This window comes from Limibacter armeniacum (genome assembly GCF_036880985.1).
In the GTDB taxonomy this organism is placed as follows: Bacteria; Bacteroidota; Bacteroidia; order Cytophagales; family Flammeovirgaceae; genus Limibacter; species Limibacter armeniacum.
The window spans coordinates 2681105-2704359 of the sequence record NZ_JBAJNO010000008.1 but is presented as its reverse complement, the minus strand read 5'-3'; the positions used below and the strand labels follow the sequence as shown (position 1 = coordinate 2704359).

Here is a 23255-nt window from a genome sequence, read left to right as displayed (position 1 = left end):
TTAGCATGAATGCCCCTCTTGTGGATTCGGAAAGGCGTTACTTTCATCTTCATTTCTAGGTGTCAGACACTTAAAGTCTTTTTCAATTAAAATACTTAGTTGAGTTCCATCCTCATTTTTCTGAACATGGTCAAAGCCGACCTTGTCAGTCTCGATCATTTCTGCCAGATAGCTTTCAGGAATGTACAGCATAATGCGTTCATTTTCGAAAGTTGCCGATAGGTGAGAAACTGAGGTTGTCGTTCTGACCGCATATTTTAGCATTCTATTCCAAAAAGGCGTAACTGTTTCCACTTTTCCTTTCTCATTCAAGGTATCAAGGTCAACCTTATCCAGTCTTAACCTTACTGATGCATCTTTAATGCGTAATTTCATATATAAGCAGTTTTGGGTTTATGAACTTAAAATTAAGCAAAAATTTCTTCTGAGGTTGATTGTTGGAGGAGATCTTCAAAACATGTTGAAAGTCATTGTCCTATGAAATCTGAGGTTGTAATTTAAAATGCATATAATCAGATAGATATGGTTGTTTTTTCTCTAGGTCATATCTGCTTTCCGCTTTTCTTATGCTGACTTTAATACATTTTTATTATGGATAAAAAAGAATCGGATAAAGAAATACATGATATCGGAAGAAGGGACTTTGTCAAGCTTGCTGGTGGCGTGATTGCTGTAGGTGGTTTGGCGGCTGGAGGTTGGGCTTTTACAGAGTTTATTGTGGATGAAGGCCCTGTGGCTAAATGGCATAAGTCCGTTTGCCGGTATTGTGGAACGGGATGTGGTGTGATGTTAGGTATGAACAAGGATAAGAAACTTGTTAGAATTAGGGGAGATCAGGAAGCACATAACAAAGGTGTGATTTGTATCAAGGGTTCTACTCTTGATAAAATGATGGCTAACAGGGAGCAACGTTTAACCAAGCCAATGATCCGAAAGGAAGGTAAACTGGTTGAAGCTTCTTGGGATGATGCTATGACCTTGATCACTAACAAGTTTAAGGAAGCTATAGCTGCAAGTGGCCCCGAAAGTGTTGGTTATTATGGTTCAGGTCAGTTGTATGCAGAGGAATCTTACACCGCCAATAAACTATTCAAGGCAGGTATCCAGTCCAATAATGTAGATGGAAATCCAAGGCTATGCATGGCTTCTGCCGCAGTAGGGTATACACAGACTTTTGGTAAGGACGAGCCACCTGGCGCTTATGAAGATATTGACCATGCAGAATGTTTCTTCCTGATTGGTTCCAATACATATGAATGTCACCCGCCATTGTTTGAACGGATAATGATCCGCAAAAAATCCAACCCAAAAGTCAAGATCATAGTCATTGACCCTCGAAGAACCAAGACTGCAGAACATGCTGACCTGCATTTGGCTGTAATTCCCGGTACTGATTTACTTCTTCTGAACTCAATGCTTTACACATTGATCGAGATGGGACTTTATGACAATGAGTTTGTCAATGAACATATCAATTTCAATGATGGTAAACAGAATGTCAGTTTTGAGGATTACAAAAAGTTTTTGGCGGATTACAAACCTGAAGACATAGCTGAGGAATTGGGTGTTTCTGCAAGGGAAATCAGAAGGGCTGCTTATATGTTTGGCAATTCAAAGGCGACGATGTCTTTGTGGACAATGGGGATTAACCAACGAATTCAAGGTGTTTTCCTTAATAATACCTTGAACAGCATGCACCTTGTAACAGGGCATATCAATAGACCTGGCGCTACACCACTTTCACTTACTGGACAATGTAATGCCTGTGGAGGAGTAAGGGATACAGGGTCGTTATCACATATGCTTCCAAATGGCAGGCTGATTGCCAAGGAACAGCACCGTAATGAGATGGAAGAACTATGGGGTGTGAAAAAGGGTACCATAAATCCTAAACCAGGGTATGATGCGATCAATATGTTTAAAGCCATGGTGGAAGATAAACTCAAATGCTGTTTGGTAATGTGTACCAATCCAGCACAGTCAGTTCCCAATGCAGATTACTATCGAGAGGGAATGGAGAAATGCTTCTTGGTGGTGGCAGATGTATTTGAAACGGAGACTACCAAATTGGCAGATGTCGTGTTACCAGCAGCTTTGTATATAGAGAAGGAGGGCGTATATGGTCAGACAGAAAGAAGGTATCAGCTGATTGAGAAACTCATTGACCCGCCAGGTGAAGCAAGAAGTGACTTGGAAATTTTGGGAGAGTTTGCTGAAAGGATGGGTTATGGAGGGTTGATCAAGGCAAGAACACCTCATGATGTTTGGGAAGAATACAGAGAGCTTTCTTCGCACAGTAAATACAACTTTAAGGGAATTACATACGAAAGGCTCAAAGAGGAGAGAGGTATTCAGTGGCCTTGTCCAAGTGAAGACCATCCCGGTACGGTCAGGAGGTATACAGAAGGTGATCCATTTGTGCCAAAAGGAAAGAAACACTATTTCTATGGAAAGCCTGATGGGAAGGCTGTCGTTTTTTTGAGACCCTATATCAAAACGAAAGAGCAACTCTCTGAACAACGACCATTGTTCCTGACAACAGGTAGGGTTATCTCCCAATGGCATACAGGTACGATGACACGTTTGGTGGATGAACTGAAAAACTCTAGTGGAGATGCATGTTTGGTATTGCATCCAGAAGATGCCCTGAAGCTCGGTCTGAAAGAGGGGGATATGGCGAAGATTGATAGCAGTAGAGGTGAAATGATGGGTAAAGTCAAGATTTCTGAAAATGAGACACCAGGTGTTGTTTTTGCCGCATTTTATGACCCTAATTTCTTGGTCAATAAAGTGGTTTCAGACGATTATGATCCTGTATCAAAAGAGCCTGCATATAAGGTAACAGCTGTAAGTGTATCCAAGTCGTTACCACTCCAAAACAGATAGCTGATGGAAACTATATTGATACCCTTGGCGATTATGTTGCTGATAATTGAGGTAATACTTCTTTATCTGCTACGTAAAAACCGGGATAGTTTGACTACAAAGGTAAAGTGGCTGGTGTTATTTGGGATTATACTTGTGCCAATAGCGACTATGGTATTTGCCAATTACCATGTATTTGAAGGTACAAAAAACTCTGAAACCTGTATGGGTTGTCATGTGATGGCGCCAATAGGAGCTGATATGATGGACTTGACAAAGGAAAACAGCATGACACTTGCAGCTCGACATTACCGGAATGGGTGGTTAGGAGAGCATGAGTGTTATGCCTGTCATAAGGATTATGGTTTTCAAGGTACGTTTAAGGCTAAAATGGATGGTTACAGGCATTTAATGCGATATGTGACCAATACCTATGAAGAGCCAATTGCATATAGAGGTGAGTTCAATTATGGTAACTGTTTGAGTTGCCATGAAAATGATTACCGTTTTACTAGAGTGGCTGAGCACGAACCAGTGCTTTCTAACCTTACTAGTGCTAACCCAACACTGAGTTGTTTGAACTGTCACGGGAGAGCACACCCAGAGCGGTCCAGAAGGACGCCAGACCATCCTGATTATAAAAAACTGAATGAGGCAGCTGAACAGGTGGTTGTTATAGAAAAGTATATTAAAGACATTGAAAAAGCATCACTAAAAAAATGAGAAAGGTATTTATTGAAAGCTTGTTTGTTATTGTAGGAATGGTAATTACAATTCCTTACATGATTTGGCCTACACCCTTCCTGATGTTTTTGTTTGTATTTGTGGCACAACCATGTTTTCTGTTCGCAATCGTTAGTGCACTGATCGAGATTTTCAGGGACTTGAGAAAGAAAAAAGTGATTTGATGTATAAGTTGATCACCTTCTATGGGTACTTCAGTTGTTCTGAAGTACCTTTTTTTATGCATACTTGAAAAGACTTTTGTAAGGTGATGTTGGTGAATTGTATCGTTGTAAAGGGTTGATTTACATCATGCTGAATTGAAGAGTAGTGAGGTATTTTTGGATGTTTTGAATGTCTAACTAACAATGAATGATCTATGGACAAACCAATTTTACTACTGCTTTATTTATTAATTCCACTTCAGTCCTTCGCTATAGAGGGAGATCCTAAAAGTCGTAGCCACACTAAAAAAATGTCACACCATTATGAAGTTGAACTTTCCTACACTACTACTGAACACTTTGAGATTAAAGGAGCCTATTTTTTTGACCAGAACCTGAAACTACAAGGAATGGTCGAAACAACAGGTCATTGTTTTGCCGCAATGCTAGTTAGAGAACTGCATTTTCATAAGTCGAGGTTAGGTACTTTTCTGGGGTTTGGGGCAGGGTTTGATTATGATGAGAAGCTTCTTGAAAATAAGCTGAATCATCAGGTAATTGATAATGAACACGAGCATGGGAGTGAGTGGCATACAAACCTGATGTTGGAATCAGGGTTGGCGTATGCTTTGGATAGCCATTGGAGTACAGGTTTTACGGTATATCCGGGTTATGACATTATTGATCACAAACCAAATATGGGGATGACACTGGATTTGGTTTTTGCTTTTTAATAGGAAAAGCCCCATCAAGGTATAGCATAGTTTGATGGGGCTTTTGAGTAGTGAAACACTTTGTCAATATTTATTTGATGGCAATGGCGGCACTTGTAGCACCAGTTAATGGAATGGAGGAGATTTGTTTAAATCCAGCTTCTTCTGTCCATTCTTTGAGTCGGTTAAAGGAATAGTCAAAGCCTTCAGGTGTTTCTATTAGCATGTTGAGGGACATCATCATGCCAAAAGCATTATGCCTTCTGTCATTGTCAATGATGTTTTCAATTACAATAAAAGCACCTCCTTCAGGTAAAGCTTCGTAGGCCTTGTTGATAAGCAATTTTTTATCTTTCAATCCCCAATCATGTAAGATGTTGCCCATTGTAATAATATCCGCTTTTGGGAAAGAGTCTTTAAAGAAATCACCTTCAATTATTTTGACTTGCTCATTCAGGTGCATATGCTTGATATTTTTCTCTGCTATTTTGCAAACCACAGGCATATCAAAAGACATGCATTGCATATGAGGGTTTAACATGGCAACCTGTGCACAAAGAAATCCACCTGCACCCCCAATGTCACATAAGGTTTTATAGTGAGAAAAATCAAACTTCTTGGCAAATGAAACAAAGTTTCCCATTTGAATGCCTGCCATAGCAGAAACAAACTCATTAAGCCTTTCTTCATCAGCATAGAGTTCCTCAAAAAATGGTTTTTCACCCCTTGTTACCTCACTTTGTGCTTCTCCTGTTATCAATGCTTCTTCAAGAAAACCCCAAAAGCGGTACAATCGGTTATTTGCCATTTCAAGAATACCACCAATATAACTCTCCTTGTTTTTGTCTAGAAATAAGGATGTTTCAGTCGTGTTGCCATATGTAGCACTTGATTCTATGCCATCTCTTTCAAGAAACCCTAAAGCCACTAACGCATCCATAAAGTCATAGAAGCCCCTGCCATGTAAGCCAAGCTTTTGTTTGATTTCCTGACTTGATAATTTTTGGTCTCCAAGATGCGTAAATAACTCTAATTTGATTGCTGTAAGCAGGGTTTTAGAAGCCCAAAACCCCATTCCCACTTGAAGGATTCTTTCAGGTGTGACACTTTTGGTGTTTTCTTCTTTCATTATGTTTGGGTTAGGTTGGATTTAGGTGTGAGGCTATATAAGATGATCTAGTATAAGATAGTGCTATAAAAATAAATGACCAAGCTGTGGACTTGGTCATTGTTTGTTATCAATAGGTTGTTTTTGTTAGTCGCCGCCGCAACCTCCACAGCCTCCACCGCAACTGCTTCCACAGCTACTCCCACAAGAGCTGCCACTGTCACTGCTTCCACAGGAACTATCACCGAAAAAGCCAGAACCACTGTTAGACGCAGCCATGTATTTCACTTCTTCCTGTCTAAACAATTCAACAAAGTCAGGTGCCAGTAATTGAGCTCCAAGAAAGTAGAAGCCCCATTCCCATTCTTCACTTTGAACCTCTAAACTTATTGTAGATTTATAATAATTAGGAATCGTCTTATTGAAAAAGTATGTTTTACTTTTTGTGAGTAACATATAACTCAAAACCAGAAAAACAGCTAGTATGATTAAAAGAAAGATGACAGGTTTTCCATTTGAAATCCCTAAATAAAGACGAGATAAACCAATGCCGAGCAGAAATATTACGACAGCTAGTGAACAAATATATTGCTTTAGGAAAGGGTAAGAAGACAAGAAGTGATTTTTGATATTCTGAACCTCATTTTCAATCTGTTGAAAAGCTGGTTTGTACTTGAGTTCTGAAACTAACCTGCTATAATAGATTTCATCATTTTCTTTGAGCAGTTCGATTACTTTGTCTTGTAAAAGATTACCTGTATAAGTGTCATCATTTAAGATGATTTGCTCCCTGTTAATAATACTGATTTTCTCTTCTGTGATCAATTGGTTGACTACAGCATGAATGGTATATTCAATTCTGTTGTATTTCAAGTAAAGTAGTTCGAAGGGGTGCAATAGTTTAAATGTATGTTGCTCCGTGAGTTGTTTCATCAGTTTGTTTGAACTGGTGGAAACGATTTGATGAGCAATAAATAGAAGGCTAATAATTATAAGACCATAAAGGTATAAAAAGTCAGGATTGCCGATTGAAAGTAGGTGTGGCTTTATATAAATATAAAATGGCATTGCTGCAACAACAGTAACCATACCAGCAATGATGTTTACTTTTTTAATAATATCAGGTTGACTTGTTAAGTTAACAACTTCTCTATGATTCCAAATATCATTTGGTTGCTCTCCAAAGTACTGCTGATAAGTGGTTTTAGTCTTCTCTAATGCATTTTCAAACTTTACTTGCTCTTCTTTTTTATGAGTGGAAGGAATGTGCTCAATTCTCTTACCTAAAAGCTTACAAAATTCAGTATAGGATTGTGTGAAAATTAGGTGCTGATGCCAAACGATATCGACAATTGGGGAAGGAGAAACCATTTCATTGCTGGTAGCTGCAATGTACATGAACTTCTTGTATTCAAGAATCGCTTTTTGTGTAAAGTTGATAGTCCAGTTGTTTTCTTTAGCTAGTCGTGTAGAAAATCCATATTCATCAGAAGGTGAGTCAAATGAAAACATTTCTACTTTTTTCCATAGATCCTGATTTATCATAATTTGAATGGTAAAATGAAAAAATCTATTTTCTAAATACGAGAAAGGCTATGGAAGTACATTCAACCATAGCCTTTTATATAACTTAAATCTGTTGGAAGAAATTACTCTTTAGGTCTTCCATCTTCAAATCTTTCTTTGCGGGTGTGTTTGATCCGCTCGCCGTTTTCCAACTCAGCATCCATCACAACAGTGATGTATCCATCCTTGATGTTTATGTCAGCTGTGTAAAAGCGCTTAATTTTTGAGCCATATTGTTTTTCTATTTCTCTGACTGTTTCATTATCAAGGTCAACATGGTCATCCTCATCAAAGTCTATATGCATGTGCGTGCCATCCATCAGGTTGGCAATGTTCAAGCCTTCCAAGTCAACATCGATGTCAAGGTTTTCAAGTTCACTCAAAGCACTTAACCCAGCAAGTCCTTCCAAGTTCTCAAGACATTTAAGGCTTTCCAATGAAGTGCCAAAAGCTTCCATTTTCTTTCCAAACTCCTCTGCCCACTTCTCTATTTCTTCCTCATTGATAGTGATCTTGATGTTACTGTCTTCGTTACTGTTTTCTTCTTGAGCAAAGAGAGGTACAGATACCATTAGAAAAGCTACAGCCAACAGGGCTGATAATTTTTTGATAGTTTTCATTTTAAGTTGATCGTTAAATTTGACACTTGAGCTTTAGCTGCTCTGATAATTTTGGTTGTAATGTAAGGATTTTACGTAAATCAATTAACAATTGTTATGTAGAATGGAAAGAAAATTAGTCAAAAAGTGCAATTGAGGGATTTATGGATGAAATAATCACCCTAATCTATAGATTGATGTATGAAGAGGGGGAAAGATTGTATTATTTTTTTATAATTTTGTGGCTTGATTTTTCCTCAGCGTAGAAAAATTGAATTTTTAGGTAGAAGCATAATTTCAAATATATAATTTTCAAAAGAAGGATTCATGGCGGCACAAAAACCAAGTATTCCGAGAGGAACAAGGGATTTTGGTCCTGAGCAAATGGAGAAAAGAAACTTCCTGCTCGATACCATTAAAGCGACATTCAGAAAATTCGGCTTTCAGCAATTGGAAACGCCTACAATGGAAAACCTATCTGTATTGATGGGGAAGTATGGCGATGAAGGAGACCAGTTGTTGTTTAAAGTATTGAACTCTGGAGATTATCTGAAAAGCTCTAAAGAGGATGATTTCCATCAGGGTTCGAAACATATGCTGAAGAAGGTTTCTGAAAAAGGACTGCGCTACGACCTGACTGTTCCTTTTGCGAGATACGTGGTGATGAACCGTGGTACGCTGACTTTCCCATTCAAGCGTTTTCAGATTCAACCTGTTTGGAGAGCTGACAGACCTCAAAAAGGGCGTTACAGAGAGTTTTATCAGTGTGATGCGGATGTAGTAGGTACTGATTCACTCATTTGTGAAGCAGAGATTGTTTCAATGATGAATGAGGTTTTGGATAACCTGAAGGTTTCAGACTTTACAATCAAGATCAACAACCGTAAAATCCTTACAGGTATTGCGGAAGCTGTTGGTCAGGAAGGTAAAGAGGCTGAGCTTTGTGTGGCGATTGATAAGCTTGACAAGATTGGACTGGAAAAAGTGCAGGAAGAGTTGATGCAGCAGCGTGGTTTCTCTCAAGAGAGTGTAGCTGCTTTGCAGCCTATCTTTGAGGTTTCAGGAAGCAATGCTGAGAAGCTGTCAGTATTGAAAGAAATCCTGAAAGGCTCTGAAGTGGGATTGAAAGGAGTTGAAGAACTTGAAGAGGTTCTGAAATATGTAGACTTGTTCGGTTTGGCAAACCCTAGGGTAGAGTTGGATGTGACATTGGCTAGAGGACTTTCTTATTATACAGGAGCAATCTTTGAAGTAAAAGTCAATAACGTTCAGATCGGTAGCATCAGTGGAGGTGGTCGTTATGATAACCTTACAGGTGTATTCGGGATGGAAGGCATGTCAGGTGTTGGTTTTTCATTTGGAGTTGACCGAATCTATGATGTGATGGAAGAGTTGGAGTTATGGCCTGTAGGAACAACCCAGTCTACGGCTGTGATGTTCGTGAACTTTGATGAGCAAAGCCAAAATTATTGTCTGCCGTTGCTTCAAAGGTTGAGAAATGAAGGTGTAAGTGCTGAAATTTATCCTCAGTCTGTTAAAATGAAGAAGCAGATGACTTATGCCAACAATAAGGCAATACCATTTGTTGTTTTGGCAGGTAGCAATGAGATTGAGGCTCAGAAATATACCTTAAAGAATATGGAGAGCGGTGAACAGTCAGTCATTTCTGCTGATGAATTGATTGCAAAAGTAAAAGGCCTCTAAGGTAAAGAAATATATGGTAAGGGCTCAGGGGTAACTTTGAGCCCTTTTCTTTTAAGATTATGGAATTCGGAAAGCTGCATGATATTAATGGTGTGGACTTCACGATGCCTGAAGATCACCCTCTGACCTCTGTTGTGCTTAGCCGTAATAAGCAGGAACAAGGAGTCAAATTTACGGTTGGTTGCCCTGCATGGTCTTGTAAGGAGTGGCAAGGTAAAATTTATCCACCTGGTCTGAAGCCTAAGGACTTCCTTGAGCATTATGCTCGTCATTTCTCAAATATTGAATTAAACTCAACCCATTATGGTATACCCAAGGACGAGACAATTTTGAGATGGAAGGAGAGTGTACCTGATGGTTTTCAGTTCTGTCCCAAAGTCCCTCAAAAAATAAGTCATTGGAATCGGTTAGAAAGGGTGGCTGTTGAGACGGAGGACTTTTGTAGGGCTATGGGGCTTTTAGGAGATAAACTAGGTGTAAGTTTTATGCAGTTACCGCCGAATTTCACACCTAATGAGTTTGGAAAGTTGGCACACTTTATTGAAAACTTTCCAACGGAAATCCCTTTGTCGATTGAGTTTAGGCACGAGGAGTGGTTCTTGAACGATGCCATTTTTCAGGAAATAACTGAAAGGATGGAAAGCAGAGGGATATCGACCGTTATTACAGATGTGGCTGGAAGAAGAGATGTGTTGCATCAGCGGTTAACGACACCAATAGCAGTTATAAGGTTTGTAGGTAACCGTCTTGATATTACAGATTATCGCCGTTTGGATGATTGGGTCGTTCGCTTAAAAGATTGGATCAGCCAAGGATTGAAGGAAGTCTACTTCTTTTTGCACCAGCCATCAGATGTATTATGTCCTGAAGCGGTTATTTATTTTGTGAATGAGGTGAATAAAGCATTAGGGTTGAATCTTGAGGTGCCAAAAATGCTAAATACGGGTGTCCAGAAATCATTATTCTAGTTGGGAGCTAGTCTATTTGATTTGCTGTATTTGTTCTCAATACTTGAATAGGCTTTTTTAAAAGGTGTTCCAGCACGAATTAGCCCAGTAAATTCGTTAAACCCTTGGAGACCTACGATGTCCCACCATCTTTGTACTTCTCTTTTGGAAGTCATATAAGATATGTAGGGACTGATTTCTGATACTTCAAGGAAGCCTTTCATGTTTTCCATTTGGTGAAGGCGGGGAGCGAACTCACCGTTCAAGGTTAGTCTTTCCCACATGATATCACCAATGGTATCATAGCGGTGGTCAAGCATCATGGCAAGTCCTTCATCAAACCAGGTAGGGATTTCGTATTCACGGTTGAACCAACCTACACGATGGATCAGCTCAGCATGGGTCATTTCATGACTTATAACATCGATATTCAGACCGTTAGGGCCTAATACTATATAAGTGTTGTTCAGTGCGTTATGGCATACGCCAGGGACGTTGCGTTGTGCTCCGAAATAATGGATAAATTCTTGATTGTTGCCTGCAAGAATTATGGGACTTGAAGATTTGTCACCAAAGAAAAGTGCAATATTCTGCTCGGCAGAATATATTTTTTCAAGCAAACTATTTTCCATTGATGAATCGACATCATCAGAAATATATAAGTTGTTGTGAGGGCGTTTGAGTTCTGAAAAACCTACAAACATACAGCGTAATTGGTGTCTGAAGGTAGCGATGAAGATCAGCGTTATAACGGAAGTTGACATTACCGATATAAGGAATATGGATTTGAAGGCAAACCTTTTCAAGGATGTTGGGTTTTAAGGTGTGTTGGTTTATTTAAATTTAAAAGATAAATAATATAAAAATAGGGCTGAAGTGACTTTTTTAATTTTTAAAATGACAAAAAAGTGCGAAATCTATTCTAATTCATTAACGGCTGTTAAGGATTATTGTTAAATTTACTTAGTAAATGTTTAGTAGATTTATGTTATGCGAACAACAATCCTGTCAGGCAGCTTTATTATAACCAGCTAACCATATCATTTGTTGATGATATTTTAAGCCCTGATCGGCATTGCCGGAAAATTTCTGGACAAAACATTTTAGCTAAACATTGATAGAACCAAATAACTATTAATACAATGAGTGACGCTGTAAAAATCTTATTAGTCGAGGATGATCGTATTATTGCTTCATTAGTAAAGAAGTATTTGGACATCCGGGGTTATGTAGTTCACCACGCTGAAGACGGCGTGAACGGACTGAAGGAATTTGAAAAGTTTGACTTCGACCTGATCATTCTGGACGTTATGATGCCTCACAAGGATGGTTATACGTTGGCAGAAGAGATTAGAGCTAAAGATCCTTATATTCCGATTCTTTTCATGTCATCGAACAACTTGCCTAAAGACAAGATCAAAGCGTTCCGTATCGGAGCGGATGATTATGTTACAAAGCCGGTCAATGTAGAAGAGTTGCTGTTGCGTATTGAGGTTATCCTCAAAAGACAAAACAACCAGCCAAAGGTTGACCAACTGAAGGAGGAAGATCCTCAAGAAATCCATATAGGTAAATACGTACTGGATTTCCCTTACCAGAAACTGATGTATGGGGATGATGTACGTAAATTGACTACCCGCGAAGCTGAATTACTTCGTTTCCTGTTCAGACATAGAAATAATCTGATTAAAAGAGAATACATCCTTCAGGAAGTTTGGGGTGATGATGATTACTACAAAGGTAGAAGCCTTGATGTATTCATGTCGCGTTTGCGTAAATACCTGAAAGAAGATCCTACTATTGAAATCCTGAACGTTCACGGTATCGGATTCAAATTCTTGGTAGCGGAAAAGGTATAATTTTGCCATTCAGATTATCGTGTCCTGTTATGAATAGGACATTTCCCTCATTATATTCACACCTGATAGCGATTTTATGCGCTATCAGGTGTTGTTTTTTAAGGGGGAAATATGAAATTTGCTAGAATTATTACAAATAAGGGCATTTTGAATGCTCGTTTGTTTGAAAATGAAGTCCCTGTTACGGTCGAAAACTTCAGTAGATTAGCTGAACAGGGGGTATATGATGCATCTCATTTCCATAAATATGTGGAAGATGTACTAATTCAAGCAGGAAGTCCAAATGGCAAACCTGAAGGATGGGGAGGATATTTTCTCAGAGGAGAAGCATCTGCAAAGAAACAAAGACACGATACAGGTGTTCTTTCTATGGCGTGTACGACAACAAATACGATGAGTACACAGTTTTTTATTGCTATGAGTAGGGAAGAAACCTACCATCTCGATAGACTATGTACGTGTTTCGGAATTGTAGATAGAGAAGACTTCCATATTTTGAGATCTCTAAGGAAAGGAGACAAAATAGAGAAGATTGAAATACTGGGTGCTTCGGATCGGGATGAGGCTGCTTTCCGCCAGTTTACGGAGCGTGCACAGCTCGAAGAGGATGAAGAGGAAGAATATGAATAATAGAGCCAAATAATCAAATCTCGTAACGGATGATACCATTAACGCATTACCTGATTGTAGGGGCATTACTATTTTGTATAGGCTTGGCAATTGCCATTACCAAGAAGAATATCATAGTAGTGCTGATGGGGATAGAACTTATTTTTAATGCAGCCAATGTGAATTTGGTAGCTTTTAGCCGATATGATCCATCATTGCTACAAGGGCAGTTATATTCCTTATTTGTAATTGTGGTAGCGGCGGCTGAAGCCGTGGTAGCGCTTTCAATTGTAATTCAGTTGTTTAAATATTTCAAGACAGTTGAATTAAACAAAATAAGCCATTTGGGAGATAAGTAATAAGGTATTTGGATTATCAACTGGACTATTAGCAGTCCTGAAAAACTAAAACACAACAAACTTGAATCTTTTTATTACGATACTGTTTCTGTCAGTGCTTGCACCACTGCTTAGCTTTTTGCTTCTGAGTATCAGGAGGCAGAACCGTTGGGCAGATATCGTAAGCATTGGTTTTTTAAGTATTTCGGCAATTCTTTCTTCTGCATTACTTATTCAACACTTTATAGGAGGTGCTGAGACACTGCATTTGAAAAAGGAGTGGCTCCATGTAGCAGGATATACGGTTGCATTTGGAGTCAAATTGGATACACTATCCCATATTATGCTGGCTATGGTATCATTGGTATCATTGCTTGTGCATATATTCTCTTCTTCTTATATGCATGGTGACCCGAACTTCAAGCGATATTTCTCGTTGCTTGGACTTTTTACCTTCGCCATGTTTGGTGTAATTATCACAGACAACTTATTACTGATTTATATATTCTGGGAGCTGGTAGGCTTTTCTTCGTATTTGCTGATTGGTTTTTGGCGAACAAAAGAATCGGCTGTGCGAGCTGCTAAAAAAGCATTTGTGGTCAACCGTTTTGGAGATGCAGGCTTTATGCTTTCTCTGATGATTATATTTGCTGTTTTTCACACAACAGACCTAGATAGTTTATATCAGGCTGTGAAAGGGGGAGAAGCTATTGGGGTAGAAAGTTGGTTGTTGGTTTTGGCAGGGTTTGGATTGTTCTTGGGAGCTATAGCCAAATCTGCACAGGTGCCGATGGCTGTGTGGCTGCCTGATGCAATGCAAGGCCCTACACCTGTATCGGCCTTGATTCACGCAGCAACAATGGTAGCGGCAGGTATCTACTTGCTTATCAGGATGAACTTTTTGCTGACTCCTGAAATTCAGCATCTCATCACACTGACAGGTACAGTGACTGCATTTATGGCAGGATTTGCGGCTCTCACTCAATATGATATCAAGCGTATCTTGGCATTTTCGACTATATCTCAACTGGGTTATATGATGGTTGGAATAGGTGTAGGTGCAGTAGATGCTTCATTTTTCCACTTGATTACTCATGCATTTTTCAAGGCAGGACTTTTCTTGGGTGCTGGTAGTGTGATTCACAGCATGCATCAAGTCAGTTGTGATATTTGTAAAGGGTTTGATGCTCAGGATATCCGATTTATGGGTAACCTGAGAAAGTACATGCCAAAGACATTTGTAGGCTTTACAATATGTGCTGCAGCCTTGGCTGGTCTACCATTTTTCTCGGGATTCTTGTCAAAAGATGCCATACTGGCGGGAACCATGGTATATGCAGAAGCTAATGGAGGAATAGCATATTTGGTGCCTGTGATGGGCTTTTTGACCGCTTTGCTGACAGCTATATATGCAGGTAGATTGATTTTTACAGTATTCTTTGGTGATTTAGGAATAGCCAAAAAATGTCCGTCATGTTTTATAGAGCCTTTGGAAACAGGTAAAAGGATGGTTTATCCAATATTGCTATTGGCTGCATTATCGCTTTGGGTAGTGTATAGTATTAATCCTTTCGGTGGACATAATTGGATAACAGATTCTGTAGGTCTGTCACATTTGGATGTTTCGTCTGTTCACTTAATGGCGGAAGTAATTTCAGTTCTATTGGCAGTTACAGGCGTAGTGATAACATATATGATGTATGTGACAGGTACTTTAAAGCCTTTGAAAAATACACTTTTCCCCAGAAACTCATGGATGAGAAGCTTGTCGTTCAATTTCTTTTACCTGAATGAGATTTATAATATCGGTGCCGCCTCATTTATTAGAACTGCTAGGGTTTTCAATAATACGGCAACACCTGAGAGTAATATCGTAAAAGGCACGCTTTGGCTTTCGGTCTTTGTCAGGAACTTCGATAATGGAATTGTGGATGCCTTTGTCCGTTTCTTTGGCGTTACCAATGTGATAATTGCCCATTTGTATGCTTTCTTCGATCGCTACTTTGTGGATGGAGTCGTTAATGGAATCGTCTTCTTTACAGGTAGGGCGGGACTAGTAACACGTTCTGTGCAAGGGGGGAAACTTCAGGTCTATTTGGTTTGGGCAATTCTTTTGTTGGTACTGCTGATCTGGATTATAATTTAATAAGTATTGTATTAGGAGTGGTTTTCTGCTCTGTGTGAAAATAAATGTAGAGAATTGATGAGTGACTTTTTGTTATCACTGCTTGTTTTCCTGCCGATTGTAACGGCAATAGTAGTCTTGGTACTGCCTAAGAAATCATATAAGGCATACAGAATGCTAACGTTGGGTGCTACTACTGTACAGCTGTTGGCATCATTGTTCTTATTGTCCAAATACCAAACTGGAGATGGTGCTGGATCTGGAGTACTGGCTGGCGATTTTCAGTTTTTGACTTACCATAATTGGATAATGTTGTCCTTGGGTGATTTTGGTAAGCTAGCTGCAGACTTTCATTTAGGCGTTGATGGAGTAAACATGCCAATGGTTGTATTGACGGCTATTGTGATGTTGATTGGTGCGATATCCTCATTTGAAATCAAGGATAAGCAAAGAGGTTTCTATACCCTTTACTTGTTGTTGAGTGGTACAATTATGGGATGTTTCCTTTCATTGGACATGTTCCTTTTCTACCTATTCTTTGAGTTTATGCTACTGCCGATGTATTTCCTTATCGGTATTTGGGGTGGCAAGCGCAGTGAATATGCTTCGATCAAGTTCTTTATCTATACACTCTTTGGTTCTGTCTTGATCCTGATTATCATGATTGGGTTGTCGGTATCTGTAATTGACCCAATGGCTACGGCTGTTGAGGTTGGTTTGGCACAAAGCAGAGAGTTGGTGACACAAGGTATGGTTGAGAAAGTTCAGCAAATGTTATCTGCTGGTGAATTGGAACGAGCGCATATGGTGAGAACCTTTAATATTCTCCGTATGATGGATGCCAGTAACTATATTCCGGGATCACTGCTGGATGTAGCTTCTGGTTATATGCTATTTGGAACAAAAGTGCGTTTTATTGCCTTTCTGATGCTGATGATTGGTTTCGGTATCAAGTTACCGGTAGTTCCTGTACATACATGGCTTCCTGATGCTCACGTAGAGGCTCCTACAAGTATTTCCGTAGTATTAGCAGGCATCTTGCTGAAAGTAGGTGGTTATGGTATGCTCAGAATCGTATATGGAATTTTCCCTGATGGTGCTAACCATTTTGCATGGTGGGTAGGTCTATTCGGTGTTGTATCCATTATATATGGTGCTTTTGTAGCATTGGGAACACATAACCTGAAACGTCTGATAGCTTATTCTTCAGTATCTCATATGGGTTTTGTCGCATTAGGTATTGCTTCTTTGACAGGTGAAGGAATAAGTGGTGCGATATTCCAGATGTTCTCACACGGTATTATTTCAGCGATGCTATTCTTGATTGCAGGTGTTTTATACTATAGAACGAAGAACCTTGAAATCAATGACTACAGTGGTATTTATACGCATATGCCGAAATACACAATTTTGGCAACCATTGGTTTCTTTGCATCCTTAGGTCTGCCAGGGTTCTCAGGTTTTATGGCTGAGTTGTTTGTATTCCTTGGTTCGTTTAGCTCTTATAATGTAAATGGCTTGCTTCCAAGATGGATGCCAATCGCTGCTACATTAGGTTTGATCCTGAGTGCGGCTTATTATCTATGGGCTTTGCAGAGAATGTTCTTGGGTAAATTCCACCTGAAATTCCCAGAAGATGAAAGCAAGCTCTATGATCTGACCAAAAGGGAAATGATCATGTTGGTACCATTGGGAATCACAACTTTTGCTTTCGGTATTTACCCTCAAATGCTTCTTGACCTGATGGGTAATTCAGTAGAAGTATTTATTGAATTTGTAAACCATACAGGTAAGGAATACCTGACGCTATTGACCAAATAATAGAATTGGGGATAAAGAGGCGTCTGTAGAAGTCTCCTCTTTGGATAATAATCGGAACAAGATGCTGAAGGATAAACTGAATATCATTGTAGACAGTGTGCAATACACAGGATCTGAAGTGTGGATACTGGTACTGCTGATTGGTCTTGTGGTGATAGATCTGATACTTAAGAAAAATCATTTTAGAATACTTTCCCTGTTTTTTGGAGCGGGACTATTGGTCAATTTTTACCTGATAGCTTCTGCACCTGTAGCTGATGATCTTTTTCTGGGGGCCTTAAGAATTACAGAGACTACCTTCTACTACAAGGCACTAGTGACTTTAGCTGCATTGGTTCTAGTTGCATTCAGGTGGTTAGGCAAAGATGAAGTTGGAGCAGCAAAAGCTGAAAGGGGGTTGAGTCTTTCTGGAGAAGGGGAATTTTTCACCTTGGTTGCAGGAATGGTATTAGGAATGCAGTTTCTGGTAATGTCCTCAAACCTGCTGATGCTGTTTATTTCGATAGAATTGGTTTCGATGCCATCATATCTTTTGACGCTATTCAGAGCGAGTAAAGATGCAGCAGAAGCCGCTGCAAAATATTTACTGTTTGGTGCTTTGTCAACTGGTATAATGCTGTATGGAATATCATGGGCTTACGGCTTGACAGGATCGTTATCAGTAAATGATTTACCATTATTGCTAGAAGTAGGGAATATGCAAATGGCAGGTCATATTGCATTGGTGTTGCTATTGGCTGGTATCCTTTTCAAACTCTCTGCAGTACCTTTCCATATTTGGGCACCAGATGTTTACCAAGGTGCTCCTACATCAGTGGTTGCTTTTATTTCAGTCGCACCAAAAGTAGCCGCAGTTGGGTTTATGGCTCAAGTATTGACGAATGTACCATTACTGAATAATGAATACGTAACCAATGCCATTTTACTGTTGGCTACAGTCAGTATTTTTTGGGGAAACCTTTCTGCCTTATGGCAAACATCTTCCAAGCGTATGCTGGCTTATTCAACTATAGCCCATGCAGGTTTTCTGATGGTCGGATTAGCGGTGGTCAATGGAATGGGAGAGCTGAGCTTGATGTACTACTTGCTGGTTTACCTGTTTGCCAACTATGCTATTTTCTTCTATATCGATATGGTTGAAGAAAGCAGTGGCTCTGACAAATTTGATCGCTTTGCTGGTTTGGGAAGGTCGTCAACGATACTGGGAGCAATGGTTGTTGTGGTAATGATTTCTTTGACAGGGCTTCCACCTACAGCTGGATTTACAGGAAAGCTATTTATATTTGTGGCGCTTTGGAATGGCTTTGAAACGGCTGGCAACAACTGGATGATTGCAGTTTTGGTATTGGGGTTAGTCAACACTGCTATTGCATTGTATTTCTATCTTAAAATGCCATATATGATGTATTTCAGAGAGAGCAAGGGAGAAGTAACGATTAAATGGACAATTGCTCGAAAAACATTTTTCATTGTTTTGGCACTTCCACTTTTGATTCTGTTCTTTGCACCTTGGCTCGTAACAGGCTGATTTTATAGATATAAAATATAAAGACAAAAGCCTGTTCACTCATTTTCAATATGATTGGACAGGCTTTTCATTTTACTATTAATCCATTTATTACCTATTGCTTTGCAAAAACAGCTTTATAAGCTGCTTCTTGTTAATCGAATGTAGGGTATGAGAAAATTTGATAATCTGAAGGTTTGGGTAAGTGGGGCAGGAGTACTCAAATCATTCGAACATAGGAAATACAATCTACTGTATTTTTTTGCTTCTGTAGCAACTTTGCTGATGGCATGCTTTACGGACAACCTGAGCTTTAGCCATTCAACATTGTGTTTTGCCTTGTTTTACTGTATGGCATTTGCAGTCTTGAGACTTAGCAAGGGTGTAAACTTGTACTTTAAAGTAGCCTATTTTGCAGTACAGTTTACTTACCTGTTTCTGTACTTTTTTCAGTATAGTGGAACACAAGGTGCTGCGCCGTTGCTGGTGCTATTCCTCAGTATTTTAGGGTTGGCGGTTTTCAATAGAAAAGTGTGGCCATATATCTTTACAATAGGTTTGTTGTCCTTACTTTCTATGTACATTATAGAGCCAGTGACGCAAGACTGGATAAACTACCCTAATGTAGGTAGGAGTCAGCAGGTTTGGGGTATTGTAGAGCATCTGCTGATTTATGCGATTGTTTATTCCTTGGCTGTCCGGTGTATAAGAAAAGACCTATACAAGCAAAATTCCCTTCCAGATTATATCAGAATCAATGAAGATAATATCATCAAACAGATAGCGGAACACTCTGCCGCTATCTTGTATATGCTTTCTAACAGTGGTGAAGTACTATACCTGTCGCCTTATTGGGAGGAACTAACAGGATACACTATTCCGGAAACCATAGGAAAGCCATATTACACTTTTTTGGTAGAGGAAGACCGGCCGCATTGGCAAGAGTATTTCAATAAGGTGATTGATACTGGCAAGTCTGAAAAGACACGCAACTTTCGTTTTGTGACCAAAGATGGGACTATCCAATACCATTTATGCAGTGGTAGCCGAATACCTGCTGAAATAGGGCATGAGTACTTTTTTGTAGGTGTGGGAAGAGACAATACAGAACAGCAGCTATCGGAAGCAAAGTTTCAGTCCACCTACAACAGGCTTCATACTTTGATAGAGTCATCCAATGATATTGTTTTTTCAGTGGATCGTAACTTTAAATATACAGCATTCAACAGCAGTCACGCCCTGACAATGAAACGTGTTTATGGTTGTCAGATTGAAGTTGGTGGTGATGTGTTGGGCTATATGAAAGTCAATGGAGACCATGAAACTGCCAAAAAGGATTTTGAAAGGGCTTTTGGGGGAGAATCCTATACAATTGAACGTATCTATGGAGATGGTGAAAAGTATGAGTTAGGTTACTTTGAGGCTAGCTATACACCTATATACAGTGATTCAGGTATTGAAGGTGCAACTGTAGTTGTACGTGACGTAACTGATAGGGAGCGGACAATGCTGAAACTGGAAGAGAGTAAGCTGCTTTATCAAAATCTTTTGGATGCGAGCGTTTTAGGCGTTTGTGTCATGGAAGATGAAAAAGTGATTCAACTGAATTCCACACTTAGAACCATGTTTGGCTATTCAGAAGGTGAACTGGTTGGTAACAGCATGCTTCAGTTAATTCAGGAGAAGGAGCGTGAATGTTTTAGAAAAGGTTATTTGGAAGGCTTTAAAAGCACAAAATCGATTGGCATTAAAAAAGATGGAAGAACATTTCCATTGCAGATCTTCTTTTCCCAAGTCCATATAGATGGGCGAGTCCAGAAGCTTTTCTTTTTTCAGGATATAACCGAAGCTGAGTTGCTGAATGAGCAGATCAGCAATGTGAATGCACAATTAAACTCATTGATTGAAAGCTCAAATAGTCTTATTTGTTCATTGGATAAAAACTTCAAAGTACTGACTTACAATAAAAACTTTAAGTCCATTTTAGGGGATGAGTTTGGGGTGCAGGTGAAACAAGGTGAGGATATTTTTACCCAATTGAACTCTCCTTATGCAGTGAAATTCCTTAAGCCTGTTTTTGAAAAGGTGTTGAATGGGGAAAGTGTGGCTTTGTTTGAGGAGTACAACTGTCAGGGAAAAACGATGTATTTCGATTTTAACTGTAACCCTATTATCAATAAAAAAGGGGAAGTGATGGGAGTTGCCATCTTTGGACATGATATCACTGACAGGGTTGAAGATGAACAGAAAATACGAGAGCTAAACAACAATTTGGAGAAACGTGTCAATGAAAGAACCAAGGAACTTTCAGAGAGTAGAAGAAAGCTGGATTTGGCATTGCAGTCTGCAAAGATCGGAACATGGCGTTGGGATTTTGGAGAGACATTGGAGTGTGATGATTACTTGCTAGATATTCTGGGAGTAAATAAGGAAATCTTTAATTCTGATTTCAAGTCGCTTTACAGGTTGCTGCACCCTGATGATAGAAAGAAAATGGATAAATTCCGTACTGAACGTCAAAAGGGAAGAATGGAAGTGCTATCCAATGAGTACCGTTTCTATGTAAGGGGAGAGTACAGGTATATCAGTATTTATGGCAAAACGGTGGAAACAGATGGTAAGTTGGCTGTATATGGGCTGATTTGGGATAACTCACACAACAGAAGGGTTGAGCAGGAATTGAGAGAAGCCAAGGAAGTGGCAGAGGCATCGAGTAAAGCCAAGACCGTGTTTTTGGCGAATATGTCACATGAGATGAGGACACCTCTCAATGCGATTGTTGGGTTCAGTTACTTATTGAAAACCAAGGCTGAGAAATTGCACTTGGATCCGGATTTTACAGCATACCTCGAGAATATTAAACTTAGTGGTGAAAACCTCTCTGAATTGATCAACAATATTTTGGACCTTTCCAAAATTGAGGCGGGCAAAATGCCTATGATTAAAGGAGAGGTAGAGGTAGGTAGGATGGTAGACAAAGTTTACCAGATGCATAGAATCAATGCTGAGAAAAAGAATATAGAACTAAGTGTAAGGATTAGAGAAGATGTGCCCGAAGTTGTTTGGTCTGATGAAGTCAAGTTGACACAAATTCTTTCCAACTTGATATCTAACGCCATTAAGTTTACACCTACAAATGGCAGTGTCACATTTGAGGTTGATCATTCTAATAACGAATTGGTTTTCTCAATTGAAGACAATGGTATTGGAATTTCTGAAGAGAAAATACAGCATATCTTTGACCCGTTTGAGCAAGCTGATAATTCAATCACGAGGAAATACGGAGGTACAGGGCTAGGTTTGACTATTGTGAATAACTTGATTCAGATGCTTGGCGGTACGCTTTCAGTTGACTCAAGAAAAGGAGAAGGATCTAAGTTTGTAGTAAATATCCCTTATGAAAACATATGGAATATTCGTCAGTATGGTACTGCCGTGTCAAATACTCCTGAAGAAGTAAAGTTCAGTGCTGAAAATGAGGTTTTGGTTGTAGAGGATAACCCCATGAGTCAGGTTATGATGAAGGCACTTTTTAAGGAAATGAACATCGATATCAAGATAGCCTCCAATGGGAAAGAAGGTGTCGAAAGGGCAATGGAAATAAAACCAGACTTAATTTTGATGGACATGCATATGCCTGAGATCAGTGGGATAGAGGCAACCAAGATTATCAGAAAGATACCGGCACTGTCTCAAATGCCTGTCATCGGAATCTCAGCTGATGTATTTGTTGAAAAGCAGAATGATGCAATTTTGGCAGGTATGAACAATTATATAACGAAGCCGATTGATATGGGAGAGCTTATTCCTGTTCTTCAGCAGTATCTTAAAAAGTAACACAAAAACACAGTCTAATGAATAGTCGTCACTTAATTATTTTTGTCAAGAACCCCGAACCTGGAAAGGTCAAGACCCGTTTGGCTGCTACTTTAGGAAATGAGAAAGCTGTAGCAATCTACAGGGAGCTATTAGCCCATACTGAAAAGGTGACCTCTTCTCTTAATCTAGTTAAGAAGGTGTATTATGGAGACTATATCAATGTTGAGGATATTTGGGATAATGTTGACTATTACAAAGCCCTTCAGGAGGGAGATTCATTAGGTGAAAGAATGAGTAATGCCTTTGAGCATGCCTTTGAGGAAGGGGCTGATGAAGTGGTCATAATCGGAAGTGACTGTCCTGAGATTAATAAGGAAACTATCGAAAAAGCATTTGACAGTTTGTTGAAAAACGATGTGGTAATAGGACCGGCTGAAGATGGAGGATATTACCTGTTGGGTATGAACAAATTTACTCCTGAACTTTTTAGAGGTAAAAAATGGAGTACATCTTCAGTATTGAATGATACCCTTAAGGATACGGGTAAGTTACAATTATCCGTCACACTTCTGGATATGTACACAGATATAGATGAAGAAGCAGACTTGCAGCGATTTAGTTGGCTGAAAGACGTTGTGGAAGCCTTGTAAGTATATGGATTATTGTAAGAAAATTCATATCTCATAAAAGAATTTAACATGCATGTAAAAGCCCTTTTTACGACCAGTAAAGGGGCTTTTTTTGTTACTTTTTGAAGAGTGGATTAAACATTTGGTGGTGGGCTTTCG

19 protein-coding genes are annotated in these 23255 nt (G+C 39.3%); 14 read left to right on the top strand and 5 right to left on the bottom strand.

What is annotated here, in order from left to right:
• Positions 1-375 carry a DUF7009 family protein gene (locus V6R21_RS16975; RefSeq protein WP_334244824.1) on the bottom strand — a complete coding sequence of 125 codons (375 nt, stop codon included), beginning with the start codon at positions 373-375 and terminating at the stop codon, positions 1-3.
• A 216-nt stretch (positions 376-591) separates the two neighbouring features.
• Here V6R21_RS16975 and V6R21_RS16970 point away from each other — a divergent pair, with 216 nt between their 5' ends.
• The 4 genes from V6R21_RS16970 to V6R21_RS16955 all read left to right on the top strand — a co-directional run bounded on the left by V6R21_RS16970 (position 592) and on the right by V6R21_RS16955 (position 4486).
• Positions 592-2886: a molybdopterin oxidoreductase family protein gene (locus V6R21_RS16970; RefSeq protein ID WP_334244823.1), complete on the top strand. Its 2295-nt coding sequence runs from the start codon at positions 592-594 to the stop codon at positions 2884-2886.
• A gap of 3 nt (positions 2887-2889) precedes the next feature.
• Positions 2890-3588, top strand: coding sequence for a hypothetical protein (locus V6R21_RS16965; RefSeq protein WP_334244822.1), 699 nt, complete (start codon positions 2890-2892; stop codon positions 3586-3588).
• Positions 3585-3773: a hypothetical protein gene (locus tag V6R21_RS16960; protein WP_334244821.1), complete on the top strand. Its 189-nt coding sequence runs from the start codon at positions 3585-3587 to the stop codon at positions 3771-3773. Before V6R21_RS16965 ends, V6R21_RS16960 begins: the two co-directional genes overlap by 4 nt.
• Before the next feature lie 194 nt (positions 3774-3967).
• Positions 3968-4486 carry a hypothetical protein gene (locus tag V6R21_RS16955; RefSeq protein ID WP_334244820.1) on the top strand — a complete coding sequence of 173 codons (519 nt, stop codon included), beginning with the start codon at positions 3968-3970 and terminating at the stop codon, positions 4484-4486.
• A gap of 70 nt (positions 4487-4556) precedes the next feature.
• Here V6R21_RS16955 and V6R21_RS16950 read toward each other — a convergent pair whose 3' ends face one another.
• The 3 genes from V6R21_RS16950 to V6R21_RS16940 form a co-directional block, all read right to left on the bottom strand.
• Entirely contained in the window at positions 4557-5594 is a 1038-nt protein-coding gene (locus tag V6R21_RS16950; protein WP_334244819.1) for a methyltransferase, read from the bottom strand.
• A gap of 126 nt (positions 5595-5720) precedes the next feature.
• Positions 5721-7118: a glycine-rich domain-containing protein gene (locus V6R21_RS16945; RefSeq protein ID WP_334244818.1), complete on the bottom strand. Its 1398-nt coding sequence runs from the start codon at positions 7116-7118 to the stop codon at positions 5721-5723.
• Positions 7119-7222: 104 nt separating this feature from the next.
• Positions 7223-7759 (bottom strand): hypothetical protein, encoded by a 537-nt coding sequence (locus tag V6R21_RS16940; RefSeq protein ID WP_334244817.1) that lies wholly within the window; start codon positions 7757-7759, stop codon positions 7223-7225.
• Positions 7760-8065: 306 nt separating this feature from the next.
• Here V6R21_RS16940 and hisS point away from each other — a divergent pair, with 306 nt between their 5' ends.
• Both hisS and V6R21_RS16930 read left to right on the top strand, forming a co-directional pair.
• Positions 8066-9442: a histidine--tRNA ligase gene (gene hisS / locus V6R21_RS16935; RefSeq protein WP_334244816.1), complete on the top strand. Its 1377-nt coding sequence runs from the start codon at positions 8066-8068 to the stop codon at positions 9440-9442.
• A gap of 59 nt (positions 9443-9501) precedes the next feature.
• Positions 9502-10410 (top strand): DUF72 domain-containing protein, encoded by a 909-nt coding sequence (locus V6R21_RS16930; RefSeq protein ID WP_334244815.1) that lies wholly within the window; start codon positions 9502-9504, stop codon positions 10408-10410.
• Here the strand turns inward: V6R21_RS16930 and V6R21_RS16925 are convergent.
• Entirely contained in the window at positions 10407-11093 is a 687-nt protein-coding gene (locus V6R21_RS16925) for a DUF1570 domain-containing protein (RefSeq protein ID WP_334244814.1), read from the bottom strand. The genes V6R21_RS16930 and V6R21_RS16925 overlap by 4 nt on opposite strands.
• Positions 11094-11531: 438 nt before the next feature.
• Here V6R21_RS16925 and V6R21_RS16920 point away from each other — a divergent pair, with 438 nt between their 5' ends.
• The 8 genes from V6R21_RS16920 to V6R21_RS16885 all read left to right on the top strand — a co-directional run bounded on the left by V6R21_RS16920 (position 11532) and on the right by V6R21_RS16885 (position 23117).
• On the top strand, positions 11532-12248 hold the full coding sequence (locus V6R21_RS16920; RefSeq protein WP_334244813.1) for a response regulator transcription factor: 717 nt from the start codon (positions 11532-11534) through the stop codon (positions 12246-12248).
• A gap of 111 nt (positions 12249-12359) precedes the next feature.
• Positions 12360-12878, top strand: a complete 519-nt coding sequence (locus V6R21_RS16915) for a peptidylprolyl isomerase (RefSeq protein WP_334244812.1) — start codon at positions 12360-12362, stop codon at positions 12876-12878.
• 29 nt (positions 12879-12907) lie between these two features.
• Complete coding sequence (gene nuoK / locus V6R21_RS16910) at positions 12908-13216, top strand: NADH-quinone oxidoreductase subunit NuoK (RefSeq protein ID WP_334244811.1); 309 nt, start codon at positions 12908-12910, stop codon at positions 13214-13216.
• 61 nt (positions 13217-13277) lie between these two features.
• Positions 13278-15341: an NADH-quinone oxidoreductase subunit 5 family protein gene (locus V6R21_RS16905; RefSeq protein ID WP_334244810.1), complete on the top strand. Its 2064-nt coding sequence runs from the start codon at positions 13278-13280 to the stop codon at positions 15339-15341.
• A gap of 57 nt (positions 15342-15398) precedes the next feature.
• Positions 15399-17141 carry a complex I subunit 4 family protein gene (locus V6R21_RS16900; RefSeq protein WP_334244809.1) on the top strand — a complete coding sequence of 581 codons (1743 nt, stop codon included), beginning with the start codon at positions 15399-15401 and terminating at the stop codon, positions 17139-17141.
• Between the two features lie 61 nt (positions 17142-17202).
• Complete coding sequence (locus V6R21_RS16895; RefSeq protein ID WP_334244808.1) at positions 17203-18669, top strand: NADH-quinone oxidoreductase subunit N; 1467 nt, start codon at positions 17203-17205, stop codon at positions 18667-18669.
• A gap of 150 nt (positions 18670-18819) precedes the next feature.
• The gene (locus V6R21_RS16890) at positions 18820-22485 is read left to right on the top strand and encodes a PAS domain S-box protein (protein WP_334244807.1); all 3666 of its coding nucleotides are present in this window, start codon (positions 18820-18822) and stop codon (positions 22483-22485) included.
• 17 nt (positions 22486-22502) lie between these two features.
• Positions 22503-23117, top strand: coding sequence for a TIGR04282 family arsenosugar biosynthesis glycosyltransferase (locus tag V6R21_RS16885; RefSeq protein WP_334244806.1), 615 nt, complete (start codon positions 22503-22505; stop codon positions 23115-23117).
• Positions 23118-23255 lie beyond the last annotated feature (138 nt).

What these genes read in the sequence shown, in the direction of transcription:
- V6R21_RS16885 (WP_334244806.1), top strand. Translation starts at nt 22,503, where the DNA reads ATGAATAGTCGTCACTTAATTATTTTTGTCAAGAACCCCGAACCTGGA.
- V6R21_RS16915 (WP_334244812.1), top strand. Translation starts at nt 12,360, where the DNA reads ATGAAATTTGCTAGAATTATTACAAATAAGGGCATTTTGAATGCTCGT.
- V6R21_RS16945 (WP_334244818.1), bottom strand. Translation starts at nt 7,118, where the DNA reads ATGATAAATCAGGATCTATGGAAAAAAGTAGAAATGTTTTCATTTGAC.
- V6R21_RS16930 (WP_334244815.1), top strand. Translation starts at nt 9,502, where the DNA reads ATGGAATTCGGAAAGCTGCATGATATTAATGGTGTGGACTTCACGATG.
- V6R21_RS16955 (WP_334244820.1), top strand. Translation starts at nt 3,968, where the DNA reads ATGGACAAACCAATTTTACTACTGCTTTATTTATTAATTCCACTTCAG.
- V6R21_RS16975 (WP_334244824.1), bottom strand. Translation starts at nt 375, where the DNA reads ATGAAATTACGCATTAAAGATGCATCAGTAAGGTTAAGACTGGATAAG.
- V6R21_RS16940 (WP_334244817.1), bottom strand. Translation starts at nt 7,759, where the DNA reads ATGAAAACTATCAAAAAATTATCAGCCCTGTTGGCTGTAGCTTTTCTA.
- V6R21_RS16970 (WP_334244823.1), top strand. Translation starts at nt 592, where the DNA reads ATGGATAAAAAAGAATCGGATAAAGAAATACATGATATCGGAAGAAGG.
- nuoK (WP_334244811.1), top strand. Translation starts at nt 12,908, where the DNA reads ATGATACCATTAACGCATTACCTGATTGTAGGGGCATTACTATTTTGT.
- V6R21_RS16900 (WP_334244809.1), top strand. Translation starts at nt 15,399, where the DNA reads ATGAGTGACTTTTTGTTATCACTGCTTGTTTTCCTGCCGATTGTAACG.
- V6R21_RS16920 (WP_334244813.1), top strand. Translation starts at nt 11,532, where the DNA reads ATGAGTGACGCTGTAAAAATCTTATTAGTCGAGGATGATCGTATTATT.
- V6R21_RS16895 (WP_334244808.1), top strand. Translation starts at nt 17,203, where the DNA reads ATGCTGAAGGATAAACTGAATATCATTGTAGACAGTGTGCAATACACA.
- hisS (WP_334244816.1), top strand. Translation starts at nt 8,066, where the DNA reads ATGGCGGCACAAAAACCAAGTATTCCGAGAGGAACAAGGGATTTTGGT.
- V6R21_RS16925 (WP_334244814.1), bottom strand. Translation starts at nt 11,093, where the DNA reads ATGTTTGTAGGTTTTTCAGAACTCAAACGCCCTCACAACAACTTATAT.
- V6R21_RS16890 (WP_334244807.1), top strand. Translation starts at nt 18,820, where the DNA reads ATGAGAAAATTTGATAATCTGAAGGTTTGGGTAAGTGGGGCAGGAGTA.
- V6R21_RS16960 (WP_334244821.1), top strand. Translation starts at nt 3,585, where the DNA reads ATGAGAAAGGTATTTATTGAAAGCTTGTTTGTTATTGTAGGAATGGTA.
- V6R21_RS16950 (WP_334244819.1), bottom strand. Translation starts at nt 5,594, where the DNA reads ATGAAAGAAGAAAACACCAAAAGTGTCACACCTGAAAGAATCCTTCAA.
- V6R21_RS16965 (WP_334244822.1), top strand. Translation starts at nt 2,890, where the DNA reads ATGGAAACTATATTGATACCCTTGGCGATTATGTTGCTGATAATTGAG.